This is a genomic window from Streptomyces sp. NPDC042100, from assembly GCF_055582325.1.
The window spans coordinates 1-19,999 of the sequence record NZ_JBVJDK010000031.1; the positions used below are offsets into that span (position 1 = coordinate 1).

The window sequence follows — 19,999 nt, forward strand, 5'->3', positions numbered from 1 at the left end:
GCGCGCTGTCTCCTGCGGAGACAGGACGCGGAGTGACTGCGTCACTCCAAGAGAGCTGCGCCGCTGCGCGGCGCCGGGCGAAGTGAGCCCGGGAGGGCAGTCACCTTCGGTGACTGCGGGGCGGACCGGCCGACCAGGGGGCGCGGCCTGTGGGGTGGGGCCGGTCGGGGGGCCATGCCCGCCTTCGGCGGGCATTTTGGCTGGTCAGACGCCCTGCTGGTGGGAGTGTGGCCGTGGCCCTGGTGGTGAGGCACCTCTGGCCCCTGCGGGGCCGGCGGCTCCTCATCAAACCCTGAACCTGATCACAGTATGCACACGGAACGGCCCCATGTCCACCAGTAGACCCCCTCGGGGAACGGACACACTCCGTGACACAGGAGACCACACCCACCCGACAAGTGGTCTACACCAGAAAAGACAAAAGCGCAGCTACGGGGGTGGGGGTCCAGCCCGGAACCGACACCGCACGCCGAATCTGGGAATGCACAACACGCATAGACACAAAGGGACCTGACGACCTGACGGAAAGGACACCCGAAAACCCACATACACAACCCGCAAAAGCCGCCCTAGAAGAGGCCGTTGACCCGCCAACAGGAGGCCTGCGCTGAAAGCGAATTCACGCCGTATGCGGAATCGGTACAGGGTCGATGCGGCTTCCGCAAATCAGATCCGGAGTGCAGGTCTGGGCTGGCACGATGCCCCGCATGAGCTCTGCTACGTCTCCCTGCTGGGACTGCGATGGCACCGGCGCGATCGCCAACCCGTACCACCACGAGTGCCCCAGCCCGCTGTGCCAGGACCCCGCCGTGATCCCGTGCGACATCTGCGACGGGAAGGGCGTCGTGCCCGCCGACGCTCCCGCCGGCTAGTCCCGCGCCGCCGCCAGGCCGGCCTCGGGCGAGGGCGGCCTGGCGGCGCTGCCCCGCGTCACGCGCGCGCACGGCACGCGGGGCACGCGTCACGCGCGGCACGCGGTGGACCTGGTCCTCACGGCCTGGTCCTCATCGAGGCGGACGTCGGCCGCCCCGGCCCCGGGGGCCTCACGCGTGCGTGGCGCGGGTGACCGTGGGCGGGCAGGCCAGTGGGCGGGCGTGCGGGCGCTGGAGCTCCCCCGCAACCCCCTCCATGCCTTCCGGGACCAGGACGGGGACGAGCGGCCGCCAGACGGGCACACAGACCCTCCAGCGCCCCTGGGAGCGCCGCCCCGGGACCCGGCCCCGCCCTCCCAGGGCGCAGCGGGCCGCCTGTCGGCCTACCAGGGTCGCCGCTTCTTCAGCTGCTGGAGGTGGTACTCGTCCCACAGGGCCCTCCGTACCGGGCACACGCTGGCGAGGGCCATCGAATCCAGTTGCCGCCGCAGCCTCTCGGACGGGGGGAAGAGGGTGTGGCCGCGGGCGTACCAGCGGACGGCCCACCGGCTGAGGCCCGTCCCGGCGGTCACGCGCTCGATGCCGTCGTGCTCCAGGAGGTAGGCGAGCTGTTGCTGGGGGCCGACCGGCATCTCGCTCTCGCACTCCTTTCTCGTGTCCGGGCTGCTGGCGTTGTGGTACTCGCAGGTGGGTGCTGTGGGGTCGTTTGTGTTTCGCATGAGCCCCACGCTGGGCCGGGTGTCCTGTGGACAGAGAACGCGGGCGCGGCGCCGGGGCGTGTGTCACGCTCCCGGTCACACACGCGGCTGGGGTGGGGGTTTGGGGGTCTGACCTGCGGCGGAGCGTGTTACTGGGCCCTGTGTGACAGGCAGCGTGACAGGCGCCGTGACAGGGGGCGTGACAGGCGTCTGCGGCGGGGCCGGCGGCGGGTACGGCGCTGCGGGGCGCCGCGACCTTACTGCGGCCCGGGGCGGGCCGCTGGCGCGCCTCGCCGGGCGGGGGCCGGGCACCGGGACCGGGGCGGCCGTTCCGGGGGCATCGGGTCCAGGACGTGCGCGTGCCCCCGGCCGGGGGTGGCCGGGGGCACGCGCGGCGGGGGGCGGGGGCGAGTCAGGCGCTGATGCCGACGGAGGAGACGTATGCGTATGCCGCATAGTCCGAATCGAGGTCGGTGATGACGTCGTCCCAGATTTCGTCTATGGCGGTGGAATTGCGGGATGCCCATGCGCCGACGAGATCGGTCCAGATGTATCGGACGGTGATGGTGCGGGTGTTCAGGTCGCGCCGGTATTTCGGGTCTACTCGGGATTGGTCGACGGGGTAGATTTCCATGCGCTGTCCGCGTCCGTCGTTGTCGAGGTGTTTGGCGAGCCAGCCGGAGCGGATCAGGTTTTCGCGGCGACGATTCCAATAGGCGGTGTCAATTCGGTCCCGGCTGGCGGAAGTCGGCGACGTCTTTCCCTTGGATTTCATCCAGGTGCGGATGGTGCGCGGTGAGATGCCCTGGGCGGCGAGTTCGGCGCGGCCGGCGGGGCTGTCGAGGTAGCGGAGTCGGGCGGCGAGGCCGCGGTTCGAGGTGACGGTCGAGGTGATGCCGGAGCTGTGGACGATGCGGTTCAGCTCCAGGATCAGGGCCTCGCCGCCCTTCATGCCGGTGGCGTGGGCCTTGCGCCAGTCGCCCCAGCGGGACCACAGGTCGGGGGATCCGGACATGGTGGGTCACCTGGCCTTTCAGGCGAAGTGGGCCGCTGCGGCGGCGGTGAACGTGTCGGCCTCGCGGATGGCGGCCTCGCGCAGGGTGCCGAGGGTGGCGGTGTCGGGGGCGCCGCGCAGGGCGTACGACGCCTTCGCGGCGCGGTCGGCGGCGGGGGCGAGGGTGGGGGCGAGGATCGCGACCAGGACGCGGGGGGCCTCGATGGCGGAGCGGGTGGCGTGGGACTCGGCGCGGGCGGCGGCGACGGCCTGGTCGTCGGCGCCGGTGAGGCGGAGGTCTTCGCGGATGGCCATGGCGCGGCGGTGTGCGGCGACGGCGGAGGCGAATCCGGTGACGGCGGCGAGTTCCTGGTCGCGGCGCTGGTCGGTGCGCTGGGCGTCGCGGCCGGTGCGGGCGGTGCGGTGCTGGATGATCCCGGCGACGATCGCGCCGAGGAGGGTGCCGAGGACGGCGATCACGGTGGCGAGCATGGGAGTCCCCCTCCGGGTGGTCTTGGGTGTGGTGCCGGTACGTGCGGGCGGCGGTCCGGGGGCCCGGACCGAACGCGGGGCGCTGTACGGCGATCTGACGGCCTTTCGTGCCCCCGGATGATCACGGGTGCCTTTTTGATCTCCGGGGCCGTCAGATCGCCGCACAGATGGCTTCCTGGGCCTCAGCGGATCTGCTGGTCGTCCCAGGACTCCGGCTGTGCTGCGGGGGCGGGGATGAGCCCTGCGGCCACCGCCCGCTGTTCCTGGTCGTCGGTGAGCGTCAGGTGCGGCACGGGCGCGTTCCCGGCGTGCTGGATCGCCTGCCAGGGCCAGGTGACGCCCTCGCAGAACTGTGCGGGCCAGTCCCGCTCGGAGCGGGGGCCGCGCCAGGCGAGCCAGTCCCGCAGCCGGATCTCGTCCGCGCCGGCCTCCTTCGACTCCGCCAGGCCGAACCCGAACTCCGGCCACCTCATCCACAGTGAGCTGCCGATGGGGCGCAGGTCGCGCCTGCCCATCGAGGCGTGCGGCGAGTGCGCCTCCAGGACCATGGCCGCGCCGCCGGAGACCGTGCGGACCATCTCCAGCGCGCTCATCAGCGGCCGGGCCGCCTCCTCGTCGGAGGCGCCCGAGGTGGTGAGCTTGTAGAGCGGGCCGATGCTGATCAGGTCGGGGCGGGTGCGCTCGACCGTGCGTGCCAGCCACGCCCGGTCGGTGGCCGTGGTCAGGTCCAGTCCCTCCGGGCGGACCTCCAGGTGGAACTGACCCCGGGAGACGGGGGCGCCCTCGCCCTCGGCGGCGGCGGCCATGCGCCGCAGCCACGGCCGGATCTGCCCGTCGGCGTTCTCGGCGTCGACCAGGAGCACGCGGACCGGGGCGATCCGCGCGCGCTTCCACGGGTGCAGTCCGGCCGCCGCCCGCATGAGGATCTGGCGCAGCAGCAGGCTCTTGCCGCCGCCCTCCCCGGCCGTGATCATCAGCCGCTCCCAGCGGGCCAGGACGCCGGGGATCACCCACTCCGGGGTGTCGTCCTCCTCGGCCAGGAAGTCGATCAGGTCCCGGGCCGGGACCTCGGCGGCGCCCTGGCGGTCACGGACGGCGCGGGCGCCCTCGACCGCCGACTCGGCGGCCTCGGCCACGGAGCCCTCGCGGCGGTGCGCGGCGGCGACCATGCGGGTGCCGGCCACCGCGAGCGACCGCCACTGCGCGTCCTCGCGGACCAGCTCGGCGTAGTGCAGGGCATGGCCGACGGCGGGCACCGCGTTGTAGAGCTGGTGGAGCCAGACCACACCGCCGAGCCGGGCCAGGTCACCGCGGCGCGTCAGCTCGGCCGCCACCGCGGCCGGGTCGCACGGCGCCTTCGCCGCCCACCGCTCGGACAGCAGGGACCAGAGCTCGCCGTGCCGGTGGGAGTAGAAGTCCTCCGGCTCCAGGGCGTCGATCAGGTCCGGAGCGATCTCCCCGGCCTCGTGGTGCAGCAGCGTCCCGCAGGCGATGTCCTCCGCGTCGCTGATCTCCTCACGGACCTCCAGCGCCCCGCTCACAGCCCGCTCCCCAGCATCGCGACCCGTGCCCGCAGCGCCTCGACCTCGGCAGGCGTCGCCCGCCGCTCACCACCAGGAGCACCACCGCCCGCCGCCTGCCCGGCCTGGACCGGCAGCCGGTGACGAGGGTGGCCCACGTGCATCTCCAGGTCCGTCCAGCCGTTGGCCGGCATCTCCGCCGCCCGCTCCGCCAGCCACCCGACCTCACGGCCCGCCGCGAGGAGCCGGACCGCCTGCGCCCGCAGCCGCTGCCGCGCCGCGTTCGCCAGACGCCGACCCGCCGCCGCCTCGTACGCCGCGACGACCACGTCCGCGCCCTGAGGGACAGCCGCAGCCGTGGCGTCAGCCCCGGCGGGGTTGTCCTCCGGCGCAGCCGCCTCTCTCTCTCCGCCAGCCTCCGACCCGTCACCCGAGGGACCGGCGGGACCAGAGAGAGAAGAGTCTTTAAGAGAGTCCTTAGGGGAGGAAGCCTGATTCTCCGGATTCGGGTCCCCCGAATCCGGAGAAACCGATTCCTGGTTTCCCGGTTCCTGGAAATCCGTAATCGGTGTGACCTGCGGCTTTGTGGCAGGCGGCTTCGTGGCGCCCCGCTTGCGCTCCGCCGGGTCAGACCGCAGCCCCGGCTCGACGGGGCTGCGGTAGATCCGTACGACCCACTCGTGCTGGCCGCGTTCCGTCACCAGCTCCCGCACGAGGTACCCGGCCGTCTCCAGCTCGTAGGAGGCGGCGTACAGGGCGTCGCGGCCCTCCAGGTTCTTCTTCCCCGCGCGCTTCGCCCGCTTGACCATGTCCGGGACGGAGTCGAGCTCCGCGCCCGGCGGCCGACGCAGCCACCGCGTCAGCAGCCCCAGCGCCCGGCACGACAGGTCGTCGTCCACCACGGCGTTGTCGAGCGTCGTCCAGGTGACCGGTGCGTCTTCGCCTCGCTCCCACCTCATCGGCCGGCCTCCGTCAGGGTGTCGAGGTAGCCGTACGTCTCCAGCTCGGCCAGCGCCTTCAGAAGCTTCGCCGGGTCCTCGCCCTTCCTGGACGCGAGCGACTCCGCGGTGAACTGGGTGCCCTTGGGCATCCGGCAGATCCGGACGTAGGCGCCGAGCGCGGTCAGCGACAGGCGGTCGTCTTCAGCCGCCGACTGCTGTGCGGTGACGGCCAGCGACTGCGGGTCACCCGTGCGAGTCCAGACCCGGGGGTGCTGTGGCGTGTCGCGCTGTACATCTCGTACGCTCAAGGGGAGCGCACCTCCACTCATCTCGTGTGCTCGGCCGACCACCGGGATGCGCCCCGGATCGGCCCCCTCAGGCCCCGCATCTGCGGGGCCTGCTGCGTTGTGGGCCCATGCTTGCGCATCGACCCTGTGGACAGTGGCGAGCGCGCGGCGCGCTACTTGGTGGCCTGGTCGTTGTACTCGACGGCCAGCACGACGCCTCGGGGGAACCAGGTCGTCCCGTGCTCGATCACGCCTTGGCCGTCGTGGCGGACGGTGGTGCGCACGAGGACAGGGGTCCCCTGCGGCACTCCGAACGCCTCGACGTGCTGGAGGCCGGTGAGGTCCACGGTGAAGTGATCGGCCGTGAGCTCCGTTTTGCGCCCCGTGGCCGCCTCGATTCGCGCGACGTTTCCGGGCGGCGTCGAGACGGTCTCCAGCAGCTCAGGGACGAGGTCGCCCAGCTCGGCGGGGAACCAGGAGTGGGACATGCGGATCACTCGTCCGGCCCGGGTCACGCTCCCTGTGCGGAGGATCGCCGGGGTCCCCGGGGTGACCCCCAGGACGTCGGCGACGGCGCCGCCGGTGGGCGTCAGCGCGGCGGAGAGGATGCGCTGGGTGTCCTCCGCGGAGTACGCCTCGCCCCGCTCGCGGGATCCGTTGACGCGTACGCGCAGGGTGGCGATGTCGTGGGGGCGGAACGTCGCGGCGTACCCGAGGCCGCGCGCCGCCGAGGCGTAGCCCTCCATGGCCAGTGCCTTCAACGCCCGCTGCGCCGTCTTGGTGGCGACGTTCCACTCGGTGGCGATGTCGCGTACTGACGGCAGCCGCTCGCCGTCGGGGATCTGTCGGTCAGCGATCAATCGCCGGTAGTGATCGGCGATGTCCAGATAGCCGATTTCCATCGTGGGCTCCTTCGTGAGCTGCGGGTTCTGCCTTCTCGCAACTCGATACTACAACAGTGTGGCACTTACGTACACAGTGTAGTACCTTGGTCGCACTGGGGCCGCTCGCGGCGCCAGCGGCCCCACCCGATCACCTTCGACCGATCGCGGGCGGGGCCACCCGGAGCAGTTCCTCAGACCGAAAGGAACCGACGTGTCGATTGTCGCGCAGCGCCTGGTGGGCGCGAGGGCGGGTGGCGGTGAGGACCGCCAGGAGCCGGTGCAGCAGTTGGAGGCGGCGCGGGCGCAGGCGCAGAACGCGCTGGCGGCGGCGAATGAGGCGGCGGGCCGGCTGGCGGAGGCGCTGGGCGAGCAGGCGCAGCAGGGGGGTGCGCGGTGAGGGCCGTGTACGCCTTCTTGGGCGGGCCGGTCGCGGCGCGGTACGAGGTCGAGGCCGGGGAGACGGACGTCTACCTGTCGATCGGCCGCAACACCCTGGCCGGGTTCGAGCCGGTGGTGTTCACCCTCACCGCGCAGGGCGAGCCGCTGAGGACGCCGTCGGGTGAGCGGATGACGGTGGTCGCGCTGGTCGGCGGCTCGGGCCGGGTCCACAGCGCCTTCGCCCTGACCGGGGGTGGCCGCTGATGTACGGGCAGATGCGCGTGCTCCTGGTCGACCGGGCCGCCGCCGCCGTGGCCCGCGCGGCCCGCCTCGCCGGGCTCGCCGTCCGGCTGGCGACCCGGACCCGGATGGGCCCGGCCGACCTGTACGCCGCCGTCGCCACGGCGCGGTTCATGGCGGCGCACGAGCTGATCGAGCGGGCCGCCGTCGCCGTGGAGGCGTCGGGCGACCCGGAGATCGCGCTGGACCAGATCCGGACGCCGATGTGGTTCGGCTTCATGACGCTGCACGACGAGAACGGGGAGACCGGGCGATGAGCCAGCCGACTGTGTACGACTGGAACGACAACAACGACTTCGGGGCGCGCCCGGCGGGGCGGGGGTCGGCGTGGGTGCTGGATGACGGCACGCCGGAGCCGCAGGCCGCGCAGGTGCCGCCGATGCCGCAGCACCCGCCGCGGCAGGCGGTGCCGGAGCAGGCGTTCGGGCACTCCGGCAACGGCGCGTTCCGTGCGCAGAACGTCGCGGGCACCGTCGGCACCGCGGTCGGCTCGGCGGCGGGCGCGTTCGTCGGCGGCGCGGCCGGGCAGATGCTCCCGCCGATCAACGTCCACGTCGGCGGCGGGGCCGCCGGCGGTGGCGGCGGCCGGGGTGGCGGCCGGGGCGGGGCGGCTGCGGCCGACGGCACCGGCAGCTCCGGCTCGTTCCACCAGGGCGACCGGCTGATCTACGCGGTGGAGCGGATCGAGATCCGCTCGGACCGCGACATCCTCGCCCTCGCCAAGGCCATCAACCGCCTCGGTAGGGAGCTCCACCTGATCCTGGGGATGCGGGCCGAGGAGGTCCAGGGCGTCCTCAGCACCTACAAGGGCCGCTGGTACACGTTCGGCGCCGGGTCGAAGGTCAAGGCGCGGCTGGTCGCGGCGCACCTGCGGGTGTCGGCCGAGGCCGCGAAGGCCCTCGGCGTCGGCGCCCTGAAAATGGGCCACGCGTTCGACCGCCATTTCGTGAAGCCGGAGCAGGAGGCCAAGCGGGCGAAGTCCGGCAAGGCCGCCCCGAAGAAGCGCGAGTTCACGATCGGGGACGTGTGATGGCGCGCACCAAGAAGGCGGACACTGCTGCGGGCGGTGTGGGCTCCGAGCTGGTCGCGGTTGCGGGGAACGTGGGCAAGGGCCTCGCGTCGTACGCCCTGGCGAAGGCGCTGCCGTACACGCCGCCGTGGATCGCGGCGGCGACGCTGCCCCCGGCCGCCGGGACCGCCGTCAACCTGCTGTGGGGCGACGCGGCGATGTCCGCGGGCCTCGCGTCGGCCGGGATCGCGCTCGGCGGCGCGGCCCTGTCGGTCGTCACGTGGAAGACCTCCCCCGCGAGCACGAAGTTCCGCCGCTTCCGCAGGGCGCAGGCGACGGCGACGGTGGCGGCCTCGATGGGCTGGCTCACCTGCGCCGTGTCCGCCGGCCCCTTCGGGCACCCGATGCTCGACCTGTGGCTGATGGGCGGCGGCCTGCTCGCCGCGTCGTGGAACGCCCGCCAGATCATGGGCACGGGCGGCGGGGCCGACCCGGAGGCCGAGGAGAGCAACGGCGGGACGCTGGGCAAGCTGGCCGCGGCGATCGGCTGGGAGAAGGTCGCGGTCAAGTCGGCCGAGGGCACCGGCAAGGGCACGGTGCGCGCAGCGATCGAGGTGGGGCCGAGCAGCACGATCGACGCCGTGCAGTCGACGGCGTCGAAGGTCGCGGCCGCGCTCCAGGTCCCGCCGTCCGGGGTGATCGTGACCCCGGACCCGGAGAACGCGGCGCGGGGCACCGTCTCCATCCGCGTGGCCGACCTGCTCAAGGCGGGCGTCCCGTTCACGATGCCCGAGACACTCGGCCTGGACCCGACGCACCCGGTCGTCCTCGGCCGCTACGCCGACGGCGAGACGTGGCTCATCGACCCGTTCAGCGCGGCGATCCTCCAGCATGTCCTGGTCATGGGCGTCCCCGGCGCCGGCAAGAGCGAGCTGCTGCGGACCCTGGCGGTGCACCTGGCCACCCGCCGCAAGATGTCGGTGTTCCTGATCGACGTGGCCAAGGGCCGGCAGACCGTCGGGCACATCACCCCGGGCATCGACTGGCTGGTCCAGGACGCCAAGGAGGCCAAGCGGCTGCTCAAGTCGCTCCCGGCGGCGATCCGGGCGCGCGGCACCGTCCTGGCGGAGGAGGGCCTGGACCAGTGGGCCCCCGCCTCGTCGCTCAACGCGGTGCTGCTGTGGATCGAGGAGGCCGCCGACCTGGCCGATTTCAACGAGATCGAGGAGATCGCGCGCAAGGCGCGCTCGGTCGGGATCTGGCTGGGGATCAGCCTCCAGCGCGCCACCTGGGGCAACATGTCCACCGACGTGCGTGCCAACCTCCAGGGCGCGGTGTGCATGGGCGTCGACAAGGCGGCCGACGCCGGGTTCTGCCTGCCCGACTCCGTCACCGACGCCGGTGCCGTCCCCGCCTGGGGCTCGGACCGGCCGGGCTATGGGTTCGCGACCGGCATGGGCATCCCCCAGGACCGCTGGACGATGGAGGCCCGTTCCGCCCTGACCGACCGCAACGTGCTGGCCGCCCTGGTCGACGCCGCCGCCCTGTGGCGCGACCCGCTCGACGACACCACCGCCGCCGCTCTCGGCCAGGCATACGCCCAGCGCGCCGGGCGCGGCACCAACCGCACCACCCCCGGGGCCGCCGAGCGCTCCCAGGCCGCCATGACGTGGCTCGGCTCCATGGGCATCGAGTTCGGGGCCGAGGTGATGGCCTACCCCGGTCCGTCGCGCTTCCCGGCCTACCCCGGCGGCGCGCAGGCCGCTCCGCCCGCGCCCCGGCCCGTTCCGCCGGCCGTGGTCCCGGTTCCGCTCCCGGCCCCGGCCCCTTCCGCCGACCAGTACGCCACCACCGCCGACATCGCCGACGACGGCGACGAGTTCGAGGACACGACGATGATCGAGCAGACCGCCGAGATCGAGATCCAGGACGCCTACGACGAGATCCTCGGCGCTATCCCGGGCGATCCCGAGCCCGACGCCGACTACGCCCACCTCGGCCTGGAGGACGACGTCCCCGAGACCGACGACGACAGCGGCATCGAATTCGAACAGCCGCAGCGGATGACGACCGACGAGGCCCGCCACACCCTCTACGCCGAGATCGACGGCTGGGTCCAGTCCGGGCGGCTGGAGTTCGAGCCGGCCGACCTCATCCCCGCGACCGTCGCGACCGGCCGCAAGCGCCCCTGGATGCAGGGCGAGCTCAAGCGGATGGTCGAGGCCGGCCTGCTCCAGCGCGACGGGCACGGCGCCTACACGATCCTCCACTCCCCCCTCCAGCCCGCCTAGAGGTCACGGAAAGTGACGGTATGACAGTTCCGGCCGGGCCTGACGTCTGTCTGTCAGGCCCGCCGGGGGCCTAAAGAGGAGTCAAGGAACTCTGCACGTCAGAGGGCATGACTTCGGGCCTTGACTGTCATTTCCCCCGCTCTTGAGCCCGCCTGACGATCACTCACCGTGAGGAGTGGCCATGTTCACCGGACGCCCCGAGGACCTGCGCCGCAAGGAGGCCCAGGCCGCCCAGCACGCCGCCGTCATCGCCGACATGCTCACCCGGATCGAGGCCCTCGGTATCGGCCCGGTCCTGCCCGCCCAGGGCCGCATCACCGGCGCGAGTTTCGAGATCCGCCGCACCGAGCGCGGCTGGACCGTCCGCGCCTGACCCGCCCGACACCAGCGAGGAGGACCCCCCCCATGGAATCGAACAAGCCCGCCCCCGGCGAGGCCGCCGGCCGCGCCGCCGCCCTCATCGCGGCCGTCGAGGACGCCCTGGCCCCCGCCGCCGCCCCCGGCACCGTCCCGGCGGAGCTCCCCGCCGCCCTGGCGGAGCCGCTCGCCACCTCCTACCGCGACCCGGCCCCCGTCCCCGCCTACGGCGACGCCTTCCCCATCGCCCAGCCCGGCCGCGCCCCGATGTCGCAGCGGGCGACGGACGCGTCGGTGGTGATGCTCGCGGCCGGGGCCGGGACGCTGATGGCCGGCACCGGCGCCGGGGTCGCCCTGTGGGCGCTCGCCGGAGTCGACCCGGTCACCCTCGCCCTGGCCGTCGGCGCCCCCGTCGCGGTCGTCGCCGCGCTCACCCGTCTGGTCCGCCGCGCCGGGCAGGCCGCCGCCGAGGCCGCCCCCGTCACGCACCACCACCACTACGCCGGGCCGGTCCGCCAGGAGCACCGCACCACCAGCCAGACCGCCCGCGGCCTCATCGCCCGCACCACGATGCGGACCGGCCGGTGAGCGCCCGGTACCGGGGCTGGATGCCCACCCGGATGCTCACCGACGACGCGATCCACCCCACCGAGCACGCCCACTGGGCGGGCGTCGAGCGGCTGTTCTCCCGCCACGAGCGGGACCGGCGCATCATGGCCGGCCTGCTGGCCACGATCCCCCAGCGGGGCCTGGACCAGCCGATCCTCCTCGGCGTCGATGACCGCAGCCACGAGGTGTACGTCTCCGACGGCCACCACCGCGCCCTCGCCGTGAAGCAGTTGCGCGCCCCGAGGTTCCCGTTCACCTGGTGCTGGCTGCGCGCCTGCCGCGTCGAGCACGCCACCGCCCCGTTCCCGTTCCAGCTCCTCGGCCTGGGCCCGGAGGCGTGACCACCATGACCACCACCCAGACCGCCCTCGCCGCCGTCCTGCTGTCGGCCCTCGCGGCCGGCTGACCCACCCCCAGACACCGAAGCGGGGCCAGGAGAACCACCTCCCGGCCCCGCGCACGACAGAGGAGAACACCCTCATGACGCAGACGGAAACCTACCCGAACCGGCTGAACGGCCACACGCATCCGGCCGTTCCGCCCGCCCCGGCGGCCGTTCCGCCGCGCGCGCCCGGCGCTCCGGATGCGGCCGGTCCGGGAGAGACTGCCGGGATGCAGGACCAGATCACACGCACCCCGGCCAAGCCCGCACCGGCCTCCGTCCCGGCGCCCGCCGCGCCCGTTCCGCACGCTGGCGCGCTCGTTCCGCCGCGCGCGGACGACGCTCCGCCCACCGCCGAGCCCGCCCCGGCGACCGTCCCGGCGTCCGCCGCGCCGGCTGCTGCGGGCGGTGCGCGGCCGTGGTCGGTGAAGGTGATGCGGTGGGTCGTCCGCCTCTCCCTGTTCGCCGCGGCCGTGGTCGCTGGCATCGGGTTCACCGGCTCCTACGACGCGCTCCAGGGGCTCGCCGAGAGGCACGGGTTCGGCTGGTATTCCTGGGCGTTCCCGGTCGGCATCGACGCGGGCATCATCGCCATGTACGGCATGGACCTGGTCCTGGTCCACCGCCGGATGCCCAAGCCGCTGCTGCGCCTGATCGCCCACCTGCTGACGGTGGCCACGATCGTGTTCAACGCCTCGGCGGGCCAGGAGCCCATCAAGGCGGACCCGCTGGGCGCGCTGATGCACGGCGTGCTGCCGCTGCTGTTCGTCGCCGCCGTCGAGGCCGCCCGCCACCTCATCATCCGCACCAACCGCCTGGTCCTGGGCGCGGAGTCCGACGGCGTGCCGCTGCACCGCTGGATCCTGTCCCCCTTCAAGACCTGGGGCCTGTACCGGCGGATGAAGCTGTGGGAGGTCCCCTCCTACAGCCGCATGGTCACCATGGAGCAGGAACGCGTCGTCTATGGGGCGTGGCTCCAGCACAAGCACGGGCGGGCCTGGAGGAAGAAGGCCGGTGCGGAGGCGATGCTGCCGTTCACCCTGGCCGTCTACGGGCTGTCCGTGGACGAGGCGCTGGACCAGCCGCGCAAGCAGCAGGAGGACGCAGACCGCCGCGCCCGGGCCGAGGCCGCCCGGATCGCTGCGGCCAAGGCGGCTGAGGAGGAGCGCCGCCTGGAGGAGGAGGAGCGCGACGCCGACAGCACGATCCGTCGCATGGGCATCGACACCAAGTTGGCGACCGCGCAGCACGACACGGCCGCGGCCAAGGCGGCGGCCGAGGCGAAGGCGAAGGCGGCCGAGGCCGCCGCCGTCGCGGCGGCCGGCACCGCCAAGCACAACGCCGCCCTCGCGGCGGAGGCCGAGCGGCGGGCGGCGGAACGCGCCGCGACGGCGGCGGAGCGCGCCGCCGACCGCGAGGAGGAGGAGGAGCAGACCGCCGTCGCGGCCGAGGCCAAGGCCCGTGCCGCCGTCGCGCTGCGCAAGGCCGAGGAGAACCGGAAGGCGGCGATGGCGGCGAAGGCGGAAGCGGACCGGAAGGAAGCGGAAGCGGCCAAGCACCGCGCGGACACCGCCGCCCGCGAGGCCTGGGCCGCCTCCGAGGAGAAGCGGGAAGCCGCCCGGCTGGCCGTCGCCGAGGCAGACCTGGCGAGGGCGGTCCAGGCGAAGGCGGAGGCCGAGGCCGCGACGCTGGCCGCCCGCGCCACCGCCGCCCGCGCCGAGGCCGAGGCCCTGGAGGCCGAGGCGTCGATGCGGCTGAGCCCGGTCGACCGCGCCGTGCGCAAGGTCGCCCGCATGATCCTCGCCGCGCACCATGCCCTCCCGGACGACGCCCGCCCCGATGAGCCGAGCAAGCTGGCCGTCCCGCTCAAGGACATCGAGGAGGCCCTGGCCGTCTCCCACACGGTCGCCGGCCAGCGCCGCGACGCCGCCCACAAGCTCATCACCGAGGACGGCTACACCGGCTGACCCACCATCCGCACCACCTGCCGTGACGCCATGACGTCACGGCAGCACGAGGCCCCCGCCCGGGACACTGGGCGGGGGCCTTTTCGTCGTTTACGCAGCTAGCGGCGCTGTCGTGGCGTCACGGCGCCACGGCGCCACGACGCCATGGCGTCGTGGCGCCGTGACGCCGTGACGCCGTGACGCCGTGACGCCGTGACGCCGTGACGCCGTGACGCCGTGACGCCGTGACGCCGTGACGCCGTGACGCCGTGACGTCACGGCGTCACGAGAGGTCCTAGGCTCCGGGGCATGGACATCATCGCGATGACGAATCAAAAAGGCGGCGTCGGCAAAACGGCCAACACGATCAACGTGGGGGCCGCGCTCGCGGAGTACGGCCGCCGGGTCCTCCTGGTCGACTGGGACCCGCAGGGCCACCTCACCGACGCGCTCGGCATCCCCGAGTCCCCGGACGGCCGGACGATGAAGGGCTGGGTCCTCGGCGAATGGGCCGGCGACCCGCACGAGCTCGTTGTGCCCTACCGCGACCGGCTTCACGTGCTTCCCACCGCCCTCGACATGTTCCTCCTCGACAAGGGCCTGTACGCCGCCAACGCGAGGGAGATGCGCCTCGCCCGGCTCCTCGCGCAGTTCGAGGACGACTACGACGCCTGCGTCATCGACGCCCCGCCCTCGCTCGGTATCGGCACCGAGTGCGCCCTGATGGCCGCCCGCCGCCGCCCCGGCCGCCGAGGCGGCCTCGTGATCCCCGTGGAGGCGGAAGACTCCAGCATCCGGGCCCTGCGCCTGCTGATGCGTCAGCTCGCGATCCTGTGCGACGTGATGGGCGAGCAGGTCGACATCCTCGGCCTGGTCCCGTCCCGCTACGACATCCGCGACGGCGAGATCGTCTCCTCCATGCTCGAAGCTTTCCAGGAGCTCGGCGACCCGCCGGTGATCGCGGAGATCCGCAAGCGCACCGACATCCGCAAGGCATGGCGGGCGAAAGTCTCCGTCCTGGAGTACGCGCCGAAGTCGGAAGCCGCGGACTGGTACCGCGACCTGGCGAAGGCGGTCGCCGCGTGAGCGCCGCTCGCGGACCGCTGCCCGCACCCGACATGACCGGCCTGACCGGCGACCTCAAGGCGCTCCGCGCACTGCGCGAAGCCTCGGACAAGCCCCGCGACCAGGCCCCGCCCCCCGGCCGTGACGCCACGACGCCACGACGCCACGACGCCACGGACGACCAGGAGCACGGCCAGGAGCACGGCGACCGCCAGGGCGACGGCCACCCAGAGGGCCAGGCCGGGCCCGAGCCGACTCCGAAGCCCCGCCGACAGCCGCCCGCCCGCCGCCCCGCGCCCCGGGCCGCCGACGCGGTCGCGCTCACCGTCCGCCTCGACCCGGACGAAGCCGACGACCTCGACGCGTTCGTCCTGTGGCTGCGCCGCGAGGCCGGCCTGCGACGCCTCGACAAGGCGGAAGCGGTCCGCGAGATGCTCCGTCTGGCACGCGAGCACGAGCCCACCGCGAAGGCGCTGATCCGACGCCTGCGCTGATCCAGCCCACACAGACGCCGTGACGCCGTGACGTCACGACGTCACGACGTCACGACGTCACGAACCCCTTCTCAGAGGCATTGGGCAAGCCTGCGTTCGGATTGCCCAATGCGGGGCGGCCGGGCTTGCCCAGGGCCGCCTAAGGCTTGCCCGCCCTGGAGGAGCCACCAGGTCAGAGCGGAGGTTGCGGGGCTAACCCCCGGGCCCTCGATAGTGCGGACCGCCGCGCCGACCGGGCGGCATCCGCACCTCACCTCTGGGGGATCCGTTGTCCACGACCACCCTGCTCGTCCTGCTGCTCCTGGCCGTCGTCGGCGTGCTGCTGGTGACCGTCCCGGCCTATCTGGTGTGGCGCCACCCCGGCCTGCGCGCCCCGCTGACCGTCGCGGTCGGCGTCGCCACCGTGTTCGTCGCCGCCGTCCTCGGCGTCGCCGCGCTGAAGGTCTGACCCGGGCGCGGCCGGTGGGCAAGCCCGCCGGCCGCGCCCCTTTCGGCGGTTGCACCGTGAGGGGGCTGGAGGGTTGCGTGCAGAGGCGGTCTAGGCGGGGGACCGCAGGTGTGACCGGGAGTGGGACCCCCGGTTTCCCGGACGGCTCTGTTTCCGCATGTCAGGGCCCGTGGGCAAGCCGCCTCGCCGCGCCGACACCTCTTTGTACGCGCAGCCGGACAAGAGGTCTGTCCTCGATGCCGGGGGCCGGGCCGAGCCCCGCCCAGCTCGCCCAGCTCGCCCGTTCAGGACCCGCGACGTGCCAGAGCCTGCGTCGTTGACCCGGCATGACGACGTATCACGAGCCCGTGGAATCGCTCCCGGCCAGCGCCCGTACGCTCGCCCTGTGATCCCGCCCTCGTCCGCCCGCCGCACCCTCGGCGCCGGTCCCACCGCCCCGATCCGCGCCGAAGAGGCCGACATACTCCCCGGCCTGCCGCACCTCGACCTCCCCGACCTCCAGGACCTGCGCGCCCGGGGAGTCCTCGGCCCGCCGCCGGCCCCGGCCTCTCGGGGGCGCCGCGTCCTCGGCGAAGGCGCCCGCACCGAGGCTCCCGCGCCCTAGCCTGGTTCTCCACCACACCCCGGGGAGAGCCGTGAAAGACCACTCCGCCAGCCACCTCCGCGCCCTCGCCGCCGACACCGAGGCGCTCCAGCAGCGCGTGCGCGACACCCTCGCCGCGTACAGCAGCATCACCCCCGACGTGGCGTTCCGGCTGGGTGAGGCGCACGCGCTGCTCGGTCAGGCCGCACGGACCGTCGAGTCGGCCGCCGGGACGACCGCCCCGGCCCCCTCGGGCCGGTAACCGGCCCGTCCGTGGGCTCGTTGGCCGGGTATGACCGCCACCGATTTCCTGGGCCGCTCGCTCGCTGAACCGCCGGCGAACACCGTGACCGCCGTCTGCCGGCTCTGCTCGTTCATGGGCCCGACCCACTGGATCGGAACCCCCCTGGACGACGTCCTGGCGGCGGTCGGCGCACACGTACGCGACGCCCACACGGAGATGGACCCCGGCGCGGCGCAGTCCCACCCCAAGCTCTACTTCGGCTTCGTCAGCGGCCTCACCGAGGAATCCCGGGTCCGCGTGAACGCGAAGCGCGCCGAGAACCCGTACGGCGACGGCGGGACATGCCCGCCCGGCTGCGAGTGCGGGCAGTAGACCCAGCACCCCCTCCAGCCCCTCCACCGACGCCCCGCACGGACACACCGTGCGGGGCGTCCGCGTGCCCGGGAACACCCCGCACGCGCCCCCCGGGCCACCGCCCGGCCGTTCACCCGCACGAGTGAACCGCTGCCTCGTGTACGCGGGCGCGGCTTGTGAGGCCAGCACCTCAACTCACCCTAAAACCATGCCTATTGACAGGAACCGGGATCTATCGGCATGTTTCAGGCGCCACCCGGCGCCTGTACCAGCCGCCCGGCCGCCGACGCCCGTGCACTCCCGTGCACTCCTGTGTACGGGCGTGGACGCCGACGGCGGTCTGGTGCGGGTGCGGCCTGGTGCTCGTACCGCACCACCAACCGCCCGTCCCGGAGGTTCCGCGATGCCCACGACCAAGACCCAGACCACCCCGGCCGAGACCCCGGTCAGCTTCGGGCCGGTCCAGTTCCCCGCCGCCCTCGGCGCCGAGCTGTGGCGGTTCGAGCGCGCCCTGGCCCTCGGTCTCATCCCGCCCGCCGACATCGCCGGCACCCGCTGGTCGGCCGCGGTCGTCCAGGCCGTCCTCGACGCCAAGGCGGAGCTCTGGGCGGCGACCGGCACCCTGCCCGACATGGGCGCCACCCGCGCCGCCGAGTTGTTCACCGAGCGCTTCGGCGTCCCCGTCGAGGCGGACGTGCTTCCCGAGCTCGCCCGCAAGGGCCTGATCCCCCGCACCGGCGACTACAAGGGCCACCCCCTCTACGACGGCCTCGCCATCGAGCACTTCACCGACCGCACCGCCCTCGACAAAGCCCGCCACGACGGCCGGCTCCTCGACCGCACCGCCGCCGCCCGCCACCTGGGCATCCGCGACAGCGACCTGGCCCACCTCACCCGCGCCCGCTGGCTGCTCCCCGCCACCCACGTCCGCAGCCGCCACCAGCCCCGCTCCTGGGCCCCCTCGGTCGCGCTCTACCGCCTCGGCGACCTCGACGTCCTCCTGGCCCACCCCGCCATCGACTGGGACGCCGTCCGCGCCACCCCGAAGGGCCGCCCCTCCGCCCTCGCCCGCCTCACCGCCCAGAACCGCGTCCCGGAGTCCGACAAGGGTCTCCAGGGGAAGTAGTCGGCACGGCCCGACCCCCTTGACCACCCGCCCCGACCTGCGCGTTCCATGAAACGCGCAGGTCCCTGGAGGCAACCTGCAGGGCAACGTGAAGAGCAACTTGTAGAGCAACCCGAAGGACAGCCCGTGCACCACGACACGAACGAGGACCAGGTCGAGGCCGCGCCCCGGCACGCGACCGCCCAGCGCGCCGGTGACCGAGGCTTCCAGTGCGACGCGACCGCCATCAGCCACGCCCCGGACGGCACCCGCGCGTACGCCCTCCTCGACGGCGTCGGCGACACCCCGGCCGTCCGCGCCTGGACCCGCACCGCCGCCCGCCGCCTCGCCCGCGCCGCCGCCACACGCCGCGACGCCCAAGCCGGCCTGCGCGCTGAGTACGACCGCTACGCCGCCGAACCCGCCCGCGCCTCTGCCGAGCACGGTCTGCCGTGCGCCGCGGCCGTCGTCGCCGTCCACACCCCCAACGGACGCTTCTCCGTCGCCTGGTCCGGCGACGCCCGCGCCTACCTCCTCCTCGACGGCCTCGGCCCCCTGCGCCAGCTCACCGAGGACCACAACGCCCGCCGCGCGTACGAGGGCCAGGGCGACCGCAACCTGATCACCGCCTGCCTCGGCAGCACCCGCAGCGACACGGAGACCGAACAGATCTGGGGCCACCCGGCCATCGAGCACGCCGCCGGCCCCGCCCGGCCCGGCTGGCTCCTGCTCGCCTCCGACGGCGCCTACGAACCCCACGAAGACGCAGACCACGACCTCGCCGCCTACCTCACCGGCGACCCACGCGACGCCGCCGAACGCCTCGTCGACGATGCCATCCGCCACCTGCACGAACTCGGCGAGCCCTACGTGGACAACACCACCGCCCTCATCGCCCACCTCACCGACCCGCAGGCGCACCCCTCCGACCCGCAGGCGCGCACCCCTTGACGACCAGCGGAACCCCAGCCCCCCACCCCTTGACGACCAGCGGACCCGAAGGCCCCGGCCCCCGGCCTCGGCGGCCTGTAGTCGGAGACCGGCGCACAGGACCCGGGGCCGCGTTCAAACCCCTCTCGTATTCGAGTTCCGCATTGGGCGTGAATTCGTATTCTGCATAGATGCTTTGTTGGTTGGTCAGCCCCGGCTTTTCCGGGGCCTTTTGCGGGTTGTGTATGTGGGTTTTGTGGGCCCTTTCCGTCAGGCTGTCAGAGCCCTTTCCGTCTATGCGTGTTGTGTATTCCCGGATTCGGCATACGGTGTCGGTTCCGGGCCGGACCCCCGCCCTCGTAGCTGCGCTTTTGTCTTTTTTGGTGTAGACCACTTGTCGGGCGGGTGTGGCCTCGTGTGTCACGGAGTGTGTCCGCTCCCCAAGAGGGTGTACCGGTGGACATGGGGCCGTTCCGAGTGCATACTGTGATCAGGTTCAGGGCTTGATGAGGAGCCGCCGGCCCCGCAGGGGCCAGAGGTGCCTCACCACCAGGACCACGGCCACAACCCCAGCAAAGGGGCGCCTGAACAGCCAAAATGCCCGCCGAAGGCGGGCATGGCCCCCCGACCGGCCCCACCCCACAGGCCGCGCCCCCGGTCGGCCGGTCCGCCCCGCAGTCACCGAAGGTGACTGCCCTCCCCGGCTCACTCCGCCCGGCGCCGCGCAGCGGCGCAGCTCTCTTGGAGTGACGCAGTCACTCCGCGTCCTGTCTCCGCAGGAGACGGCGCGGGATCGGAATATCACCCGGCGGAACT

The 19,999-nt window shown here is 73.3% G+C and carries 25 protein-coding genes; 18 read left to right on the forward strand and 7 right to left on the reverse strand.

Features of this window, described 5'->3' with window-relative positions; translation table 11 throughout:
• Positions 1–707 precede the first annotated feature (707 nt).
• Positions 708–872, forward strand: coding sequence for a hypothetical protein (locus ACZ6J5_RS35900; RefSeq protein WP_469398144.1), 165 nt, complete (start codon positions 708–710; stop codon positions 870–872).
• A gap of 383 nt (positions 873–1,255) precedes the next feature.
• On the opposite strand, the gene ACZ6J5_RS35905 is transcribed toward ACZ6J5_RS35900, so the two are convergent.
• The 7 genes from ACZ6J5_RS35905 to ACZ6J5_RS35935 form a co-directional block, all read right to left on the reverse strand.
• Positions 1,256–1,591, reverse strand: coding sequence for a hypothetical protein (locus ACZ6J5_RS35905; RefSeq protein ID WP_469398145.1), 336 nt, complete (start codon positions 1,589–1,591; stop codon positions 1,256–1,258).
• A gap of 391 nt (positions 1,592–1,982) precedes the next feature.
• Complete coding sequence (locus tag ACZ6J5_RS35910) at positions 1,983–2,585, reverse strand: hypothetical protein (protein ID WP_469398146.1); 603 nt, start codon at positions 2,583–2,585, stop codon at positions 1,983–1,985.
• 18 nt (positions 2,586–2,603) lie between these two features.
• The gene (locus ACZ6J5_RS35915; RefSeq protein ID WP_469398147.1) at positions 2,604–3,056 is read right to left on the reverse strand and encodes a protein kilB; all 453 of its coding nucleotides are present in this window, start codon (positions 3,054–3,056) and stop codon (positions 2,604–2,606) included.
• 182 nt (positions 3,057–3,238) lie between these two features.
• Positions 3,239–4,597 (reverse strand): AAA family ATPase, encoded by a 1,359-nt coding sequence (locus ACZ6J5_RS35920; protein WP_469398148.1) that lies wholly within the window; start codon positions 4,595–4,597, stop codon positions 3,239–3,241.
• Positions 4,594–5,475, reverse strand: a complete 882-nt coding sequence (locus tag ACZ6J5_RS35925) for a hypothetical protein (RefSeq protein ID WP_469398149.1) — start codon at positions 5,473–5,475, stop codon at positions 4,594–4,596. The genes ACZ6J5_RS35920 and ACZ6J5_RS35925 overlap by 4 nt, the downstream gene beginning before the upstream one ends.
• Positions 5,476–5,531: 56 nt before the next feature.
• Positions 5,532–5,825 carry a hypothetical protein gene (locus ACZ6J5_RS35930; RefSeq protein WP_469398150.1) on the reverse strand — a complete coding sequence of 98 codons (294 nt, stop codon included), beginning with the start codon at positions 5,823–5,825 and terminating at the stop codon, positions 5,532–5,534.
• A 152-nt stretch (positions 5,826–5,977) separates the two neighbouring features.
• A complete protein-coding gene (locus tag ACZ6J5_RS35935) occupies positions 5,978–6,706 on the reverse strand; it encodes a GntR family transcriptional regulator (RefSeq protein WP_469398151.1) in 729 nt (242 codons plus the stop codon).
• Positions 6,707–6,899: 193 nt separating this feature from the next.
• On the opposite strand from ACZ6J5_RS35935, the gene ACZ6J5_RS35940 reads away from it, so the two are divergent.
• The 17 genes from ACZ6J5_RS35940 to ACZ6J5_RS36020 all read left to right on the forward strand — a co-directional run bounded on the left by ACZ6J5_RS35940 (position 6,900) and on the right by ACZ6J5_RS36020 (position 19,204).
• Positions 6,900–7,085, forward strand: a complete 186-nt coding sequence (locus ACZ6J5_RS35940; protein ID WP_469398152.1) for a hypothetical protein — start codon at positions 6,900–6,902, stop codon at positions 7,083–7,085.
• Positions 7,086–7,090: 5 nt separating this feature from the next.
• A complete protein-coding gene (locus ACZ6J5_RS35945) occupies positions 7,091–7,330 on the forward strand; it encodes a hypothetical protein (RefSeq protein WP_469398153.1) in 240 nt (79 codons plus the stop codon).
• Complete coding sequence (locus ACZ6J5_RS35950) at positions 7,330–7,623, forward strand: hypothetical protein (protein WP_469398154.1); 294 nt, start codon at positions 7,330–7,332, stop codon at positions 7,621–7,623. Before ACZ6J5_RS35945 ends, ACZ6J5_RS35950 begins: the two co-directional genes overlap by 1 nt.
• Positions 7,620–8,396, forward strand: coding sequence for a hypothetical protein (locus ACZ6J5_RS35955; RefSeq protein WP_469398155.1), 777 nt, complete (start codon positions 7,620–7,622; stop codon positions 8,394–8,396). Before ACZ6J5_RS35950 ends, ACZ6J5_RS35955 begins: the two co-directional genes overlap by 4 nt.
• Positions 8,396–10,666 (forward strand): FtsK/SpoIIIE domain-containing protein, encoded by a 2,271-nt coding sequence (locus ACZ6J5_RS35960; protein WP_469398156.1) that lies wholly within the window; start codon positions 8,396–8,398, stop codon positions 10,664–10,666. Before ACZ6J5_RS35955 ends, ACZ6J5_RS35960 begins: the two co-directional genes overlap by 1 nt.
• Before the next feature lie 181 nt (positions 10,667–10,847).
• Positions 10,848–11,039 carry a hypothetical protein gene (locus tag ACZ6J5_RS35965; protein ID WP_469398157.1) on the forward strand — a complete coding sequence of 64 codons (192 nt, stop codon included), beginning with the start codon at positions 10,848–10,850 and terminating at the stop codon, positions 11,037–11,039.
• A gap of 32 nt (positions 11,040–11,071) precedes the next feature.
• Positions 11,072–11,611: a hypothetical protein gene (locus ACZ6J5_RS35970; RefSeq protein WP_469398158.1), complete on the forward strand. Its 540-nt coding sequence runs from the start codon at positions 11,072–11,074 to the stop codon at positions 11,609–11,611.
• Positions 11,608–11,973, forward strand: a complete 366-nt coding sequence (locus tag ACZ6J5_RS35975) for a hypothetical protein (protein WP_469398159.1) — start codon at positions 11,608–11,610, stop codon at positions 11,971–11,973. Before ACZ6J5_RS35970 ends, ACZ6J5_RS35975 begins: the two co-directional genes overlap by 4 nt.
• A gap of 271 nt (positions 11,974–12,244) precedes the next feature.
• Positions 12,245–13,981, forward strand: a complete 1,737-nt coding sequence (locus tag ACZ6J5_RS35980) for a DUF2637 domain-containing protein (protein WP_469398160.1) — start codon at positions 12,245–12,247, stop codon at positions 13,979–13,981.
• 288 nt (positions 13,982–14,269) lie between these two features.
• Entirely contained in the window at positions 14,270–15,046 is a 777-nt protein-coding gene (locus ACZ6J5_RS35985; protein WP_469398161.1) for a ParA family protein, read from the forward strand.
• Positions 15,043–15,519 (forward strand): hypothetical protein, encoded by a 477-nt coding sequence (locus tag ACZ6J5_RS35990; protein ID WP_469398162.1) that lies wholly within the window; start codon positions 15,043–15,045, stop codon positions 15,517–15,519. Before ACZ6J5_RS35985 ends, ACZ6J5_RS35990 begins: the two co-directional genes overlap by 4 nt.
• 268 nt (positions 15,520–15,787) lie before the next feature.
• The gene (locus tag ACZ6J5_RS35995; RefSeq protein ID WP_469398163.1) at positions 15,788–15,967 is read left to right on the forward strand and encodes a hypothetical protein; all 180 of its coding nucleotides are present in this window, start codon (positions 15,788–15,790) and stop codon (positions 15,965–15,967) included.
• Positions 15,968–16,352: 385 nt separating this feature from the next.
• Positions 16,353–16,571: a hypothetical protein gene (locus ACZ6J5_RS36000; RefSeq protein WP_469398164.1), complete on the forward strand. Its 219-nt coding sequence runs from the start codon at positions 16,353–16,355 to the stop codon at positions 16,569–16,571.
• A gap of 31 nt (positions 16,572–16,602) precedes the next feature.
• Positions 16,603–16,812 carry a hypothetical protein gene (locus ACZ6J5_RS36005; protein WP_469398165.1) on the forward strand — a complete coding sequence of 70 codons (210 nt, stop codon included), beginning with the start codon at positions 16,603–16,605 and terminating at the stop codon, positions 16,810–16,812.
• A 30-nt stretch (positions 16,813–16,842) separates the two neighbouring features.
• Positions 16,843–17,166 carry a hypothetical protein gene (locus tag ACZ6J5_RS36010; protein WP_469398166.1) on the forward strand — a complete coding sequence of 108 codons (324 nt, stop codon included), beginning with the start codon at positions 16,843–16,845 and terminating at the stop codon, positions 17,164–17,166.
• Positions 17,167–17,551: 385 nt separating this feature from the next.
• The gene (locus ACZ6J5_RS36015) at positions 17,552–18,274 is read left to right on the forward strand and encodes a hypothetical protein (RefSeq protein ID WP_469398167.1); all 723 of its coding nucleotides are present in this window, start codon (positions 17,552–17,554) and stop codon (positions 18,272–18,274) included.
• 126 nt (positions 18,275–18,400) lie between these two features.
• Entirely contained in the window at positions 18,401–19,204 is an 804-nt protein-coding gene (locus ACZ6J5_RS36020; RefSeq protein ID WP_469398168.1) for a PP2C family protein-serine/threonine phosphatase, read from the forward strand.
• Positions 19,205–19,999: the final 795 nt, after the last annotated feature.